Here is a 14098-nt window from a genome sequence, read left to right on the forward strand (position 1 = left end):
ATAAATTGAACTTTATGCTCAAGTAGCGATCAGATCACCAAATACTCTTTTTTGGTGATGTTAATGACTGCTACTTTTTTAAAACATTTTGATTCGATTGCGGATCCCCGTATTGAGCGTTGTAAAAAACATAACTTATTAGATATTATTTCACTCGCTATAAGTGCGGTTATGTCAGGCTCTGAAGGATGGGAAGACATTGAAAACTTTGGACATCTAAAGCTTGATTGGCTTCGTCAGTATCGTCCTTTTAAAGCAGCTATTCCTCGGCATGACACTATTGCCCGTGTTATCTGCCGATTAAAAGCGGATGAAAAAGAGATAGCAAAGCTAATCGTTAAGCAAAAGGCTGATTATATTCTAGCGCTTAAAGGTCATCATTCTGGTCTACAGGGTGAATTAGAAGCTTGGTGGCACAAGTGCTGGTTAATAAAAGTTGGTTAAATAATAAATATCAGTGGGTTGGCTTAAAAAGCATTATCAAAGTGACATCAGACGTACATGAAAAAACGACAGGTAAAGAGACCACTGAAACACGTTGGTACATTAGCTCATTAGATTTAAATGCAGAGCAGGCGTTATCTTCTGTGCGAAATCACTGGCAAGTAGAAAGTATGCATTGGGTGTTAGAGATGACATTCAGAGAAGATGAATCACGGATCCGTAAAGGCCGAGGTCCGCTTGCTTTTAATGTGATGAGAAAAATAGCAATGACTGTGTTCAAGCAAGAGCAGACAAAACGCGCGAGTATAGTGGCTAAAAAGAAGATGGCAGGGTTGGACGACGAGTATCGCTCAACCCTGTTAGAGTCAGGGATTAAAATGCGCTAGCCGTGGCTCCTGAGTTACGCTAGCGACTATATCCATATTATATAGACTTTCACCACATATATGTGGCTTGCGTTTACTAGCGCCATAAGCTGGCATCACCTGAGTTTATCTTCTAGCACACCAAATGCGTCTAAACGTTGCCCAAAAGCATGGGCAATCGTTTCGAAACCAGGGGTTTGTTCCAGCCTGCGATAAACGGCCTCAGCCTCCGGCCACTGTTGAGCCAACCAGTAATTCTGCCCGATTAACAATAATGCTTGCCCCTGCTGCTGATTTCGTCTCTGTCGTGCTAGCTTGATCTCTGCTGCCGAGCCTATAGGAAGTCCTTGTAGCCCAACCTTCAGCCATGTCTTTCGGGCATTATAATTTTGCTTTAACGCCGCAAATAACTGACCTTTAAGCAGATAATAATCATCGAACACACCAAGACCTTCCGGCTGTTCGTCTAAGGTAAATTGCTGCATGAAATTTAATGCTTTTTGGTATTGGCCTGATAGCCCAGCATATTGCGCACAGGCTAAATCTTGCTGGGTAAACACGAGTGTCACGGGTTGCAAGGTACATAGAGATGCAAAATTATAGGCCTTTAAGTTACCCAGCAGACTGGTATTAACCTTAGCTAGATGGGTGCTTAATTGGTTGGCAATATCCGTAGCAACAGCCGCAGACATGGTGTTATTCAAGCCCATTTCGCTGTGTGCTAACACCTGCCAAGCCGTTAGATTATCAGGGGTTAAAGTCAGCCACTGGCGCGCACTATGTTTTGCATTTTGCCACTGCTCTAATGCTAACTGGCTGTAGCTGATAAGGGGCCACCAGTGCGGCCTTACTCGTGCGACTAAGAGCACATCTAACGCGGCTTGGTATTGCGATAGCTGATAATAGGCATACCCTTGCATATAGTGGGCTTGTGACTGAAATGAGCGATCATTATCTGATAAATCCAATGGCTCTAGAGTGTTAATTGCCGCTTGATAATGTTCGGCTTGTAACTGTGCATTAGCCAAGTTAATCGCCAGATTAGTATCTTGCGGATACAGTTTATACCCCCGCGCCCAACAGCTTAACGCCTCCGACTGTGAACCTGTATCAATTAAAGTGCGGCAGCCATATTGAAATACCAGAGGATGTGGCATTTGATGCTCAAGTAGTGGCGAAAGGACCTCCAGCGCAGCATCAAGGTGATTGTTCTCGAGTAATAGCCTGGCTTTATTAAGTTGCCCAGATTCGAATCGGCTTAAATCTTGGCCGTAACTAGAGGGGCTAGTAAGAAACAGTGCCAGCAAGATTGATAAGATCAACTTATTCATAGGGGATCAATTGACCTTAAAGTGAATAGGAACATCAACAAATACCTTTACAGCCACACCAGACAATATCGCGGGCTTAAAGCGCCACTTGCGGGCCGCCTTGATTGCCGACATATCAAATATTTTCTCGGGTTTAGCCTCTAATACCCGGGCCTGGCTTACCATGCCATCGGCTTCAACGATTAAGCGTAGCAGCACTTTGCCACCGCTTTTAAATTTACGTCCTGCCACTGGCATTTTCGGTTGTATAAATCGTAACAATTCCGGCGGTTGATCCACATCGGCTATACCCGCGATCACTGGGCCTATATCAGGCAAATCCATCCCTCTCAACGATGGCACGGCGAGGGCCGGTACTTGCAAAGCCATGTCTGCAACCGCTGACACCAGAGGTAAGCTCATGGCGAGGGGGGCTGAAATGTTTGCGGATAAAGGTTTCGCCTCGGCCTCTTTAGCCATTGGCGTTTTTTGTTTTTCGGCTTCAGGTAGAAGCAATTCAACATGAATTGCTTCATTGCTCTGAAACGGTTGAGGCTGGCGTCGGTTTAGGCTACTGGGCAAGTAATAACACAGTAGAATCGTCAACCCCGCCGATAACACCAACCGAGTACAAATGACCGCCCCTTGGTACCAGCGTCCTCGTCTCATTAGCGGATCTCAGAAGCCACAGAGCTAAAACTGATCCCGGCTTGTTTTGCTATATCGAGTACCTTGATGGTCACACCTGTAGGGCAATTAGTGTCTGCAATCACTAACAACTTGGCTTTTGGTGATTGACTGGCAATCTGTTGTAATTTTCCGGGTAAGTAATAGATATCAATCTCTTTAGACTCGAAATAAACTCGGCCAGTGGTATCTAAGGTGACGACAATGGGACTGCCTTCGACTCGCGCCGCGGTGCTCGCCTGAGGCCGCTTTATCTCAACGGCAGATTGCGGTACAAAATTTGTCGATACAATAAAGAAAATCAACAAAATAAACACCACATCGAGCATGGGAGTCATGTCGATCTCAGGATCTTTATCTTGCCTAAAGCGATCACTTAGCATGACAAGCTCCAACATATTTAACGCCCTGGACGTGATTGAGTTTTCGCTGCCAGAAAAAAGCCAATAGTACGCCGCTTAAACCAACGAAGAGTCCGGTCTGCGTTGTTACCATCGCCATAGAGATCCCCGCCGAAATCACCGCAGGATCATGAAAGCCATAATTAGCCCCGGCATCAAACATGGCAATCATGCCGCTCACTGTGCCTAATAGTCCCAATAATGGTGCCACCATGGCCAATAACCTCACTCCTTGAAGATCGGCATACTGTTGCCGCTGAGCCAGCCTGAGTGCGAGTAGGTTTAAACGTTGGTTAAGCCAGTCAGGGCGAGTCTGTGGAGTACTGACTCCCGGGGCTAAATCGACCTCGCTAAACAGCGCTCGACTCACCAGCCACAGCATACATAAACAGCAGGCAAATAACGGGTACATCACAATGCCACCTAGGTCAATAAAGCCAAGAATAGCATGTCCCAACTGAAGTAAAGAATAGGTAATACTATCGACTGTCATGCTCGCCTCCACGCTCAATATTAAGTGCGAGTAGCAAGGCTGATTGCTGCTCCATATTTAAACTAAGGGACTGTGCGCGGCGCTTTAATGGGTAATGGAGTAATAACAAGGGCAAGGCCACCAGCAAGCCTGCCTGTGTAGTGATTAAGGCCTTACTGATCCCTTGTGATAGTAATTTGGGGTCACTATTACCAAACTCAGTTAGCGATTGAAACGTCTCGATCATACCTGACACTGTGCCGAGTAGACCTAGCATTGGCGCCATAGCGGCCAGTAAAGCGATGAAACCGAGTCCAAACTCAAACTTCATCATCTGTTGAAGCATTAGCTGTTTGAGCCGCTGGTCCATGGCCTCGACGCTCGCGCCAGCCACAATTGAATTGGCTAACACGACAGCCGCAGGTACTCTTATGCTTTGCAAAAGTTGTTGTTTGATAAGGGGCAAGTCTGACTTATTTGCGTCCCCTTCCGTTAGTGTGGTTAGGGGGCGCCAATAGAAGAGCACCACAGCTCTCCATAAGGCAATGGTCACACCCAATGCAGCTAAAATAAGGATTGGCCATAACACCTCACCTCCTCGCTTAACCCAATCAGCCAGGCCTTGCTCACTAGCCAAACTCGGCAACATGCGTCCTTGACTTAAATCTAGGGGTAACAGTTGAGTTTTATTATCTATCCAGGCGCTAACTTGCTCACTTATCTTTGAATTATCGGGTGAAATTGCTAGCGGAAGCCGGTCAGTGAATACAATGAAATGAGGCGATTCCGTTGCACTTATTGCCATTAACCCGCCAATAACCTTTAGCTCTTGTTGACTCACACTGCCGTTTTTAAAGCTAATCTCCGCCTGCGCCTTGGAAACTTTACCCGTCATCTGTATATCATCAATAGCGTACATTATAAGTGCATTTAACATGGTTAAGCTTGGAAAGCCTGGGTGAGCCTTCGCAGCATCGATAGAGTCGCGTCTTTGTTGATCGACTAACTGGGTAGGGCTATGTTGCCATTGCTGCGACAAACTATTTAACGCTTTTTGATAGGCTCCTCGCACCAATTCCATATCATCAACAGCAAGCTGATAGTCATGAGTTAATAACTTCTTTTGCTCGCTTAAATTCGCCAATTGCTTATTAAGCGATGCGAGTTGTGATTGTTTGTTACTTAAGCGCTTAGCTAACAGCTGCCGATTATTTTTAACTTCATCAATACCTTGCTTAAGTCGACTACGCCATTCTTGGTTCTGTAGATTAAGATCCGCTGCGTGAGCGTTCACTTGCTGTTCAAATTCTTGATATTCTGCAGATCCTACGGCTAATGCAGAGTCTGGCGTGATCGCTAGACTTGTAGTTGCTAACAATAGGGCTAAAAGAATGATTCTCATTATCTTGCTACTCCTAGCGGCACATTGACGATTTTAGCAATCTGCTTATTCGTTGTGATAGCCATTGCCAGCCTTAAGTCCCCTTGTTCATTTATTGGCAATACTCGCCATTGACGAGTCTGACGATCGAACCAACCGACTTGCTGTTCATCTGGAGTCATATAAAACCAAGCTAAGCGTCCTAAGCGTAATAAGTTAACTTGTATCGGTTTATCATCTATTACTATCACCTCCTGGCTAACGTGTTGGCCATAGCCATAGGCAACTTCAATTCTCAGTACATCCAATAAACGCCTGAAGCGCTCGGCTAGCGGCAGTTCGCTTGCATCCATGGCGCTACGTAAAAATGCTAAACGTCGCTTACGCTCTTCAAAGTCAAAAGGGAGATCAGAGGTGACTCGTCGCTCTAAAGTGGCATACCAGATCTCAAGTTGAGGTTCGAGTCGCTGCTTAAGTGCATTAATAGTGGCAATATCTTGGTGTAATTGACCTACTTCGGCTTGCAGTGACGCCACATATCTTTGCATTTTCTGCACTTGATATTCGGTCCAATAAAGCTCACCTAAATCTTGTTGTTGTTGAGATAAAGATTGCGCTTTCTGCTGTTGCCAGTCAGCCGCTTCTTGGCCAAGTAAGACAGATTGCACCATTGGCAGTTTAATTTTATCAGCCCATTGCTGAGCCAATTTATCTACAGCGACTCGGGTCACTTGCTCTGTATCTCTGCTTGCCGCTGCCAGATTAAGTGACAGCGCACAACAGGCGATTAGCACACTACAACTGAAATTAGCTCTCATCTGCGGCCTCCATTTTTGATTGATCGACGCCAAAAAATCAGTCCTTGCAGCAATAAACTCACTAATAGCAGGCCGTAGCAGGCAAAAAAGTAGTTAACCAAAGGGTTGTGAACGGCAAGTACTTTGACCTGTACCCCAAGGTTCTGTTCTTTATAAGGCACTGTGAAATCTGTCACTGTGATATATAAGTCATTCCATCTAAGTTGGCGCATAAAGCCTGCATCACCACTCATTTGCAGCGGTCCATCTCGGATAATAAACTGTGCACTATTGTGGCGAGGATCAAACTGCTCGATACTGCGGCGGGTGATTCGGCCCGCAGGACTCAAACCTTCTTTATTTTCGGTTATCATGGCAATATCATCGCGATAATCGACCTTTACTAGCTCTATTTGATAGCGCCCGCTAGTAAAGTGCTCGCCTCGATGCAGCACAGCACTGTCATGACCATGGATAAAAACCAGATCGACACCGTGACACATGAAAATAAGTAAGGTCAACACATGGATTGGTAGCATCATAATGCGTGGACTGCGCCAACGCCGACGACGCCAAGTCGGTAATAGGTCTCGCCAAGAACATAACGCTGTATTTAAACTCAATAAAAACATAAGGATAAATAATCCAAGCATCCAAAAGCCCACAGTAGGTGTCGCAGATAAGCTTTGCAGCCACTGTGACATGGGGAGGTTATCGAGGGACCTTAGTGCTTGTCTAGGAGCATCGTACTCGCTCATAGCAACGCCTATAGCAAACCAAAGCGTTAGTGCCACTAGCAACACAAAGGCTAGGCGCATCGAATATAGCCAGTTCATTTTCATAACACGCGGTACCCCAACATCAACACACAGGTGAAACCCAATACCGCGGCTTTGCCCATAGTCAAAGCGCTCGGATTAGAAAACCACACTTTAGGAAGATGAAATACCAAAACAAATAGCAAATAAGTCAAGGCTGAGAAAAGGAAGTGGCCACTCCAGCTCCAGCTCGCTCCCCAACCGATAAATGCCCAATAGCTACCGGCAATTTCTCCACCTAAGTAAGCGGTTCCAGCCAGTAAACTTAATAAATGACAATGACTGTCTAAATCTGCATCATTGCGCAAGGCTTGAATTGAGTAACTCACGAATGCAGCTATAGCTAAGCCTAATGCAATAGGGCGAGATAAGAAGAATAGCTGTGCCCAGATTGACGTCAGCATGGCGCTATCGCCTTTTGGCGGCTCAAGTGTTTGACTGTAACCGAGCATCAGTAGCGCGATAAAACACACGATAAAAACATAATGAGCTTGAAGACGATTAGTCAGGTGCAAACAACAAAGCGAGGCAAGACTCACTATGGCGCTCACGACTAGGTAGGTGGTAACACTGCTGCCTGGGAACAATAAACAGTTGGAATTAATCAGGCTTAATATCATTACCGCCAAAGCGAATAATACTATATTGACTAGCCTTGCTGTCAATATAACCATAAAGGGCGTTATAACAGGCTTTAAACTTGTGTCACTCATTTTATTTTCTCACTCAATCCCACAAAAAATCACGCCGCATTCACGCGAACAAACTGCATTAGTTTTTCCGCTAAAGCCGTATCTTCAATATCGATGATCTCGGGGTTGTGCAGTGACCAATGCCTGCAAACTCGTTCAACCAGGCTCGGCCTGACCACCCAGATGTGGCGACTATTGGCCACAGTTAAGAGTGGTGCTATGTGACGTCCGAACCCTTCGCCACTTAGCTCCATGGGGCCAATTTCATCGACGATACAGATTTCATCTTGATGAAAATGGTTATGATCGAGAGCTTGTTTCCCTAAAGCCATCCCCTCTTCAGTGAAGGAGAAGCGTGTACCAGTCTCCTTATCGAGTACTCCCGTACGCAGACCAAACAGACAACGCTCATTTGTCGCAATATCGACAATATCACTGCTGTAACGCTGTCCATCTTTCATCACTCCTGGGCAAAGCATTCCTTTAAGTGGAATGTGTTTTTGTTGGCATAGCGCAATAAAGTCCACTAACGCCGTGGTCTTGCCGCTACCGCTTTCACCCGTAATAATGAGTACTTTACTCAGACTTAAACCTAATACATTTTGAGGCATAAAAAACTCCTGCTCTGCGATTCGGTAGCTTGCCGTGGCTAACCCATAAAGACGGCTAATGTTTTTGCTGGTCATTACTGTGCTACGTTCGCCATAATTCAGTACCTTGCCATGCTCCAACAAGAGCACTTTATCGGCATAAAGCTGGGCAAGATTTGGATCATGTAAAATGGCGATAACGGCAGTATTTGATTCAATGCAGCTGCGCTTAACCAGAGATAAGATTTGAAAGCGGTTGCGGTAATCGAGGTGGTTAGTCGGTTCATCGAGCAATAATAAGCGATCACTTTGAAATAATGCTCTTGCCAGTAAAATTAACTGGCGTTCACCGCCCGATAAGTGGTTGTAGTCACGCTTGGCCAACCCGCCAATATCTAGCAGTTGCATGACCTGCTTTGCATCAGCATTATCTTGCTCGGATGGTGACTCGAAGGTCGATAGAAATGGTGTACGACCCATTACCACCATTTCTAATGCGGTAAAAGCAAACGCTGTTTCTTGCTGTTGAGGCACGAGTGCCATTTGCTGTGCTATTTCAGCGCGAGACATCTTGCTTAATGGGCGCTGATTAAGTGATACCGAACCTTTACTGGGGGTAATTAAACCACACAGGCAATTCATTAACGTCGTCTTACCCGCACCATTAGCTCCTAAAATTGCAAGAAACTCACCGGCTTCTAGCTCGAAGCTCACACCTTCCAATAAACACTTATCGTCAATGACATAGCCAAGATCGGTAACAGACAGCATTAGTCGGTGCCTCCTTGACGAAAACGAAACAGCAGGAAAGCAAATAATGGAGCGCCAACTAGAGAGGTGACAACGCCGATAGGGATTTCCATGGTGAAACTAGCCCTAGCCACACTATCGGCTAATAATAAAAACAGGGCGCCAACCGCAGTAGAGATCGGAATTAAGCGCATATTATCAGCCCCGGTAAACGTGCGAACCATATGCGGTACCACTAAGCCAATCCATGCCACTTGGCCAACCGTTGCCACGCAAGAGGCCACGATAAAGGAGCTAATAACGATTAGGACTAAGCGCAGTCTCGTAGGTTCAATGCCTAAGCTGCGGCTCTGTTGGTCGCCCAAACAAAGTACATTCAAGCGGTAACGCAATGCGTGAATAAGCCCATAGCCAATGACTACAGGTATGGCAAGTTGAGCCACGGTACTCCAGCTGCTCACCGACAGAGAGCCCATTAACCAAAAGACAATCGCGGGTAGCTCACCATAAGGGTCGGCGAGTGCTTTTAACATGGTCAAGCCGGAACCAAATATTGAGCCAACAATAATCCCAGTCATAATCATGAGTAATAAACTATTACTACCGAATCGTTTAGCCATAAACATGGCAGCGCAAGCAGCAAATAAGCCACACACAAATGCCAATATCTGCACCATAAGCCAACTACTTCCGGGTAAAACAAGCCCCATAGCGGCGCCAAACATACAGCCAGATGCCACCCCAAGAATATCTGGTGAAACTAATGGATTACGAAATACACCTTGATAAACAGCCCCTGAGACAGTAAGACCTGCTCCCACAATAAGTGCTGTTAACAAACGTGGGAAACGTATGAGTAAAATCACTCGATCTTCTTGGCTGAGGTCATCGGGAACCAGCCCGGTTAATATCAAGCTAGTTAGGACCGATGGCAGCTTTTGAATGGCGCTAAATATGTCGCTAGGGTCAACGGCGAAACGCCCTGCACAGAGCCCTATAAATAGGGTAGCCGTGATGACGCCGATACATTGGATAGGTAATAGTCGGCGCGTAACCATCACTGACATTGGGCTATTCCTCGTAGAGGTGATAGGCAAGCATGACCAAAAGCGACTCGATAGTAGCGTGCAATTTCGTTATCTAAATTAATATGTTTGAAACGTTCAGGGTAGGCATTAGCGGCAATATAAAGCGCTCCTGCCATTGCCATAGGTGATGGCATATCCCAGAAGCTTCCCTTAGGGATCATGATCTGTGGTAGCTTTTCCAGTGATGTCATTAGCGATTTTGCAAGTTGCTCATCGACTTTGGTTGAATCATTAGATTCACGAATCAATAATTGTGGCTGCCATAACAATAGTTGCTCAACATTCACTTTAGGGTAGAAGCCCGGCACGCCCTTAGCCACATTATCTACTCCTGCTATTAGCATCAATTGATGTTGGAACATCTGCTCACTTGCGGTGCGGTATAGATCTGAGCTGTTGGCATAATAGGCGCGTAAACGCTGAGTTTTAGGCAAGCCAGCAAGTCCAGAATTAATAATGTTTGCCAATCGTTGGTTTTCGGCTGCTATCTTGGCGGCCTTGTCTTGAGTGCCTGTCGCTTTAGCGATTAGCTCGAGTACAACTTGAGCATCGGCGAATGTCTCAGGCTGGATCACCAAGCTCGCTATACCTAGCGAACTCAAGCGTTCTGCTAATCGATAACCGTCTTTCTTACCAAAAAACAATACCAAATCAGGCTTAAGTGCGACTATGGTTTCAAGGTTGATACCGGCTGACCTACTGCCTATCACTAGAGGTTCACGGTGTCCTAGAAGCTGATTAATAAAGGGTGAGTATTTGGTGCTGCCACCAATACCGACTAATTGGTCTGCAAGTCCTAAGCTTAGGGTAAATAAGCTTGCTGGAGTAAAGGTCGTCACAATACGTCCAGCAGGCTTTGATAGCACCACCTCGAGACCTCGTTGATCAACCAAGTGTATCGGCTCAGCCGATACACTTGAAAGGCAACAAAGTAGAATGGCAACAGTGCTTAATAGTCTGTTCAACATTCTTGTTCCTTAGAAGCGATACTTAACGCCCGCTTCGTAAGAACGGCCTTCATTAGGTTGTCCGTACCCCTCGTAGTGCGACTCATCGAGTAAATTATTAAGGTTGAAATAGGCTGAGAACTGAGGTGTGATCGCCTTCTTAATGCCCATGTCGATAGTCAATGTATCCGCTTCCCATTCACCTGAACGCTCATCAATCAGAATATCGGTGCGATAGCGAACACGTAAATTACTATTAATATCTAACCATGGTTGGTACCAATTAAGAATAGCGGTGACTGAGTCCTTAGGAATATCACGGAAATAGTCTGAGTCGCGGTTATCGCTAGTATTACGAGCATGTATATAGCTATAATCGAATGATAAATCGATATTATCAGACAGTTGGCTTATGGTACTGATCTCAATACCGTAGTATTCAGATGTACCCACGTTTTGATAAATTTCAAGATCCGCATCAGGAAAAGTTGGATTAGGTACGTAAGTCGATACGATCTTATCGCTTATATCATGATAGAAGAATCCGATATCAATGCTATTTAGCCACTGATGACTTAAGTCATTCTTCCAGCCTAATGTATAGCTTGTATTACGCTCAGGCTTGAGATCGTGGCGTGCTCCCGTATCATCAAACATCTCTGAAAAAGTTGCAAAATGTGTCTTTTGCGCGATAGAAGCATAAGCTAGACCTGCATTGTCGAAGGTATAGCTAAGGCCTAGCATAGGGTCAACAGTATCTGACCCATCTTCCCCAGACACAGCATCTTTATCGCTATCTTCAACCACAGTTTGTTGATGCCAAGCAATGCCTGCAACCACATTTAGCGCGCCAAACGTCATAGTATCTTCTGCTGAAAAACTAATGGTATCCAACTGGGAGCGCTGGTAGTCATGAGAGCGGTCGGTATCTATGTAAGCAAGATTCTTTTTCTTATGAACATCATTCTTATAGTTAATGGACAAGCTCAAACTATTCCAATCGGCAAGTTGCATATCGGTGAATAATGCACCGCCAGCAGTGTAATCACTGTAACTGCTTGTTGCTAATTTGACCTCTTTTTTAGGGGTGTCATATGAATCATAACTGTCGTTATGCATATGGTGATAGGCTAGAACTCGAACATTCAGCCAGTCATTAACACGGTGCAAGCCACTTAAATCTAAGCCTGTATCCTTGTACTCAGAAATATCAGCAAAGCTACTAAAACCACTGAATACTTTATTATTCCGTGTGTTATATGGTAATCCTCTATCTGAATTCAGGCTAAAAACGCTAGCAAAGATCTCACTACTTTCGTTAACATAACCACCACGGACCCATATGTTGGTCGATTCATAAGCAGAGTTTTCACGCTTACCACCATCTTCAACCACCATCTTCTTTGGTAGGTCACCATATTTATCTTTGATCTTAGATAATACGGGCTCGTAGTTATTAGACATTCTCATCGCATCACGACCACGGTGATTTACAGTAGCAAACAAGCTAAAACCATTCTTACCTAAACTCAGAGTCGCCGATTCTTGGTTTTGTCCCATCTGGCCAAAAGAGGCCTGTATATCGCCACTGACGCCTTCTTGGCCTTTTTTAGTAATGATGTTAACTACACCGCCCATACCATTCGGGCCATACAGTACTGACGAAGCTCCTTTAACCACTTCAATCTTGGCAATAATATTTGCAGGAATTTGATTTAAGTCTAACTGGCCATAATTGGTTTCGTAGTATGGAACACCATCGAGCAGAATAAGTACTTTATTCTGCTCGAAACCCTGAATAGTTAGAAATTTTTCACCTTTACTCGATTGAGCTACATGCACTCCCGGAATATAATCTAGTGCATCAGCCACTGTCTTAGCGCCAATCAATTCAATTTGCTCGGCGGTCATAGTGTTATCGATAGTGATATCTCTAACACCAGTTTGTTCTGATACGACTATTTCCCCCAGAGAAAACACATCGTATGCATCGTTAGCCATAGCAGATGGGCATAAAAGTAAAGTGCTGATAATAATGGCAATTTTGGTGCGTTTTATTTTGATCACCGACGACTCCGTTTTGCTGGTTATAATGGTAAACATGTCTTCAACAAGACTAAAGAGTCTGCTTTACCATAATTTTTTATTTATTATATTCTTAACATTTTGGTTTAACTGTAAATAAAATCAAACCCTAGATGTTAATCACTCAATAAAGAACTAATTCCGATACAATCCTGTAGAATGACCAATCTCCTTGGACAAAAAGTCGCAATTTGTCGGTTTGTGCAGCCTAACGTATCGCCTTTAATAAACATGCCTCTGCATATGAGTCAGTTTCAGTCTATTCTTATTGTATAAATCACGACTAGAAGTGAGATTGACGATGAAAACGCCTGAAGCTAGTTTTTTGAATGGCAACGCCAGTTTGGTTCTGAAATTGATTGTTTAAACCACCTAAAGCACATCAGATGGCCTACTGGTTTTATTTGTCCTAGGTGCAGTTGTGAGCATAGTTATCAGCTCACTACTCGTGATGTCTATGAATGTAGTCAGTGTCATAAACAAACATCTGTCACCGCAGATACTGTATTCCATGGTAGCCGTATTCCCTTAGCGAAGTGGTTTTGGGCCATCTACTTTCTCGGCTCAGATAAAGGCAGCATTTCAGCATTGAGACTCAGTAAACTCATTGAGGTTAATTGGCGAACGGCACGCTTAATATTGAGCAAGTTGAGAACGGCAATGGGTCATAGAGACAGTCTATATAGGCTTTCAGGTCTCATTGAAATTGATGATGCCTTCGTTGGGGGAAAGAGAAAAGGTAAACGCCTGTGTTAATTGCTGTTGAAAGCAAAGGAAAACGCGCGGGATTTATCGCTATGCAGGCCGTCGACAGTGTTTGTCATGAAGCCGTTAACGATTTTGTTGCTAGGCACTTAAATGCACAGCAAGAAGTTCATACTGACGGACTAGCCGCTTTGAATATCATAGATAACACTCAACAGCATGAAGCTAGGGTTACACCGAGTGAGTTGGTCGATGAATGGTTGCCTTGGGTTCATATTGCAATAGGTAACTTAAAAGCCTTTTTACTCGGCACATTTCATGGAGTTTCGGGAAAATACCTTCACGAATACCTTAGTGAGTTCTGTTATCGGTTTAACCGAAGAAAAATGGAAAAAGAAATCCCTAATAGGCGGTTAAATCTGGCAATAATTCATGCGCCGGTACATTCGTACTGAGTGAGGTACATAAGCATGTTAATAAATGGGGTGCTAAATATAAAATTAGGAATTAGGAATTAGGAATGAATGAGATTAAGATTTTGCAAGCATATGTCTGTTAATTTCTTA

At 44.5% G+C, this 14098-nt stretch carries 12 protein-coding genes and 2 pseudogenes; 2 read left to right on the top strand and 12 right to left on the bottom strand.

The genetic code is table 11. The features are described 5' to 3' along the window. Positions 1 to 63: 63 nt before the first annotated feature. Positions 64 to 830: pseudogene (locus tag KT99_RS20860) on the top strand (ISAs1 family transposase). A gap of 95 nt (positions 831 to 925) precedes the next feature. Here KT99_RS20860 and KT99_RS11720 read toward each other — a convergent pair. The 12 genes from KT99_RS11720 to KT99_RS11775 are packed head-to-tail and all read right to left on the bottom strand — an operon-like array spanning position 926 to position 12809. Continuing rightward, positions 926 to 2140, bottom strand: a complete 1215-nt coding sequence (locus tag KT99_RS11720) for a tetratricopeptide repeat protein (protein ID WP_005500257.1) — start codon at positions 2138 to 2140, stop codon at positions 926 to 928. Between the two features lie 6 nt (positions 2141 to 2146). After that, the gene (locus KT99_RS11725; protein WP_005500258.1) at positions 2147 to 2788 is read right to left on the bottom strand and encodes an energy transducer TonB; all 642 of its coding nucleotides are present in this window, start codon (positions 2786 to 2788) and stop codon (positions 2147 to 2149) included. Continuing rightward, entirely contained in the window at positions 2788 to 3189 is a 402-nt protein-coding gene (locus KT99_RS11730; RefSeq protein ID WP_005500259.1) for an ExbD/TolR family protein, read from the bottom strand. Before KT99_RS11730 ends, KT99_RS11725 begins: the two co-directional genes overlap by 1 nt. Beyond that, complete coding sequence (locus KT99_RS11735) at positions 3179 to 3700, bottom strand: MotA/TolQ/ExbB proton channel family protein (protein WP_005500260.1); 522 nt, start codon at positions 3698 to 3700, stop codon at positions 3179 to 3181. Before KT99_RS11735 ends, KT99_RS11730 begins: the two co-directional genes overlap by 11 nt. Continuing rightward, positions 3687 to 5081 (bottom strand): MotA/TolQ/ExbB proton channel family protein, encoded by a 1395-nt coding sequence (locus KT99_RS11740; protein ID WP_005500261.1) that lies wholly within the window; start codon positions 5079 to 5081, stop codon positions 3687 to 3689. The genes KT99_RS11735 and KT99_RS11740 overlap by 14 nt, the downstream gene beginning before the upstream one ends. Beyond that, the gene (locus KT99_RS11745; protein ID WP_005500263.1) at positions 5081 to 5878 is read right to left on the bottom strand and encodes a DUF3450 domain-containing protein; all 798 of its coding nucleotides are present in this window, start codon (positions 5876 to 5878) and stop codon (positions 5081 to 5083) included. The genes KT99_RS11740 and KT99_RS11745 overlap by 1 nt, the downstream gene beginning before the upstream one ends. Next, positions 5875 to 6699 carry a hypothetical protein gene (locus KT99_RS11750; protein WP_005500264.1) on the bottom strand — a complete coding sequence of 275 codons (825 nt, stop codon included), beginning with the start codon at positions 6697 to 6699 and terminating at the stop codon, positions 5875 to 5877. Before KT99_RS11750 ends, KT99_RS11745 begins: the two co-directional genes overlap by 4 nt. After that, entirely contained in the window at positions 6696 to 7388 is a 693-nt protein-coding gene (locus tag KT99_RS11755) for a hypothetical protein (RefSeq protein WP_005500265.1), read from the bottom strand. Before KT99_RS11755 ends, KT99_RS11750 begins: the two co-directional genes overlap by 4 nt. A 29-nt stretch (positions 7389 to 7417) precedes the next feature. Then, a complete protein-coding gene (locus KT99_RS11760; RefSeq protein ID WP_005500266.1) occupies positions 7418 to 8728 on the bottom strand; it encodes an ATP-binding cassette domain-containing protein in 1311 nt (436 codons plus the stop codon). Beyond that, positions 8728 to 9774, bottom strand: coding sequence for a FecCD family ABC transporter permease (locus tag KT99_RS11765; RefSeq protein WP_050774353.1), 1047 nt, complete (start codon positions 9772 to 9774; stop codon positions 8728 to 8730). The genes KT99_RS11760 and KT99_RS11765 overlap by 1 nt, the downstream gene beginning before the upstream one ends. Continuing rightward, positions 9765 to 10763, bottom strand: a complete 999-nt coding sequence (locus tag KT99_RS11770; protein ID WP_040571918.1) for an ABC transporter substrate-binding protein — start codon at positions 10761 to 10763, stop codon at positions 9765 to 9767. The genes KT99_RS11765 and KT99_RS11770 overlap by 10 nt, the downstream gene beginning before the upstream one ends. A 9-nt stretch (positions 10764 to 10772) precedes the next feature. Next, positions 10773 to 12809, bottom strand: a complete 2037-nt coding sequence (locus KT99_RS11775) for a TonB-dependent receptor plug domain-containing protein (RefSeq protein ID WP_040571922.1) — start codon at positions 12807 to 12809, stop codon at positions 10773 to 10775. Between the two features lie 319 nt (positions 12810 to 13128). Here KT99_RS11775 and KT99_RS11780 point away from each other — a divergent pair. Next, positions 13129 to 13987, top strand: a pseudogene (locus tag KT99_RS11780) (IS1595 family transposase). The last annotated feature ends 111 nt before the right edge of the window (positions 13988 to 14098 follow it).

Origin of the sequence: Shewanella benthica KT99, assembly GCF_000172075.1 — a bacterium.
Classification (GTDB): domain Bacteria; phylum Pseudomonadota; class Gammaproteobacteria; order Enterobacterales; family Shewanellaceae; genus Shewanella; species Shewanella benthica_A.

What these genes read in the sequence shown, in the direction of transcription:
- KT99_RS11750 (WP_005500264.1), bottom strand. Translation starts at nt 6,699, where the DNA reads ATGAAAATGAACTGGCTATATTCGATGCGCCTAGCCTTTGTGTTGCTA.
- KT99_RS11765 (WP_050774353.1), bottom strand. Translation starts at nt 9,774, where the DNA reads ATGTCAGTGATGGTTACGCGCCGACTATTACCTATCCAATGTATCGGC.
- KT99_RS11755 (WP_005500265.1), bottom strand. Translation starts at nt 7,388, where the DNA reads ATGAGTGACACAAGTTTAAAGCCTGTTATAACGCCCTTTATGGTTATA.
- KT99_RS11735 (WP_005500260.1), bottom strand. Translation starts at nt 3,700, where the DNA reads ATGACAGTCGATAGTATTACCTATTCTTTACTTCAGTTGGGACATGCT.
- KT99_RS11730 (WP_005500259.1), bottom strand. Translation starts at nt 3,189, where the DNA reads ATGCTAAGTGATCGCTTTAGGCAAGATAAAGATCCTGAGATCGACATG.
- KT99_RS11740 (WP_005500261.1), bottom strand. Translation starts at nt 5,081, where the DNA reads ATGAGAATCATTCTTTTAGCCCTATTGTTAGCAACTACAAGTCTAGCG.
- KT99_RS11770 (WP_040571918.1), bottom strand. Translation starts at nt 10,763, where the DNA reads ATGTTGAACAGACTATTAAGCACTGTTGCCATTCTACTTTGTTGCCTT.
- KT99_RS11760 (WP_005500266.1), bottom strand. Translation starts at nt 8,728, where the DNA reads ATGCTGTCTGTTACCGATCTTGGCTATGTCATTGACGATAAGTGTTTA.
- KT99_RS11720 (WP_005500257.1), bottom strand. Translation starts at nt 2,140, where the DNA reads ATGAATAAGTTGATCTTATCAATCTTGCTGGCACTGTTTCTTACTAGC.
- KT99_RS11725 (WP_005500258.1), bottom strand. Translation starts at nt 2,788, where the DNA reads ATGAGACGAGGACGCTGGTACCAAGGGGCGGTCATTTGTACTCGGTTG.
- KT99_RS11745 (WP_005500263.1), bottom strand. Translation starts at nt 5,878, where the DNA reads ATGAGAGCTAATTTCAGTTGTAGTGTGCTAATCGCCTGTTGTGCGCTG.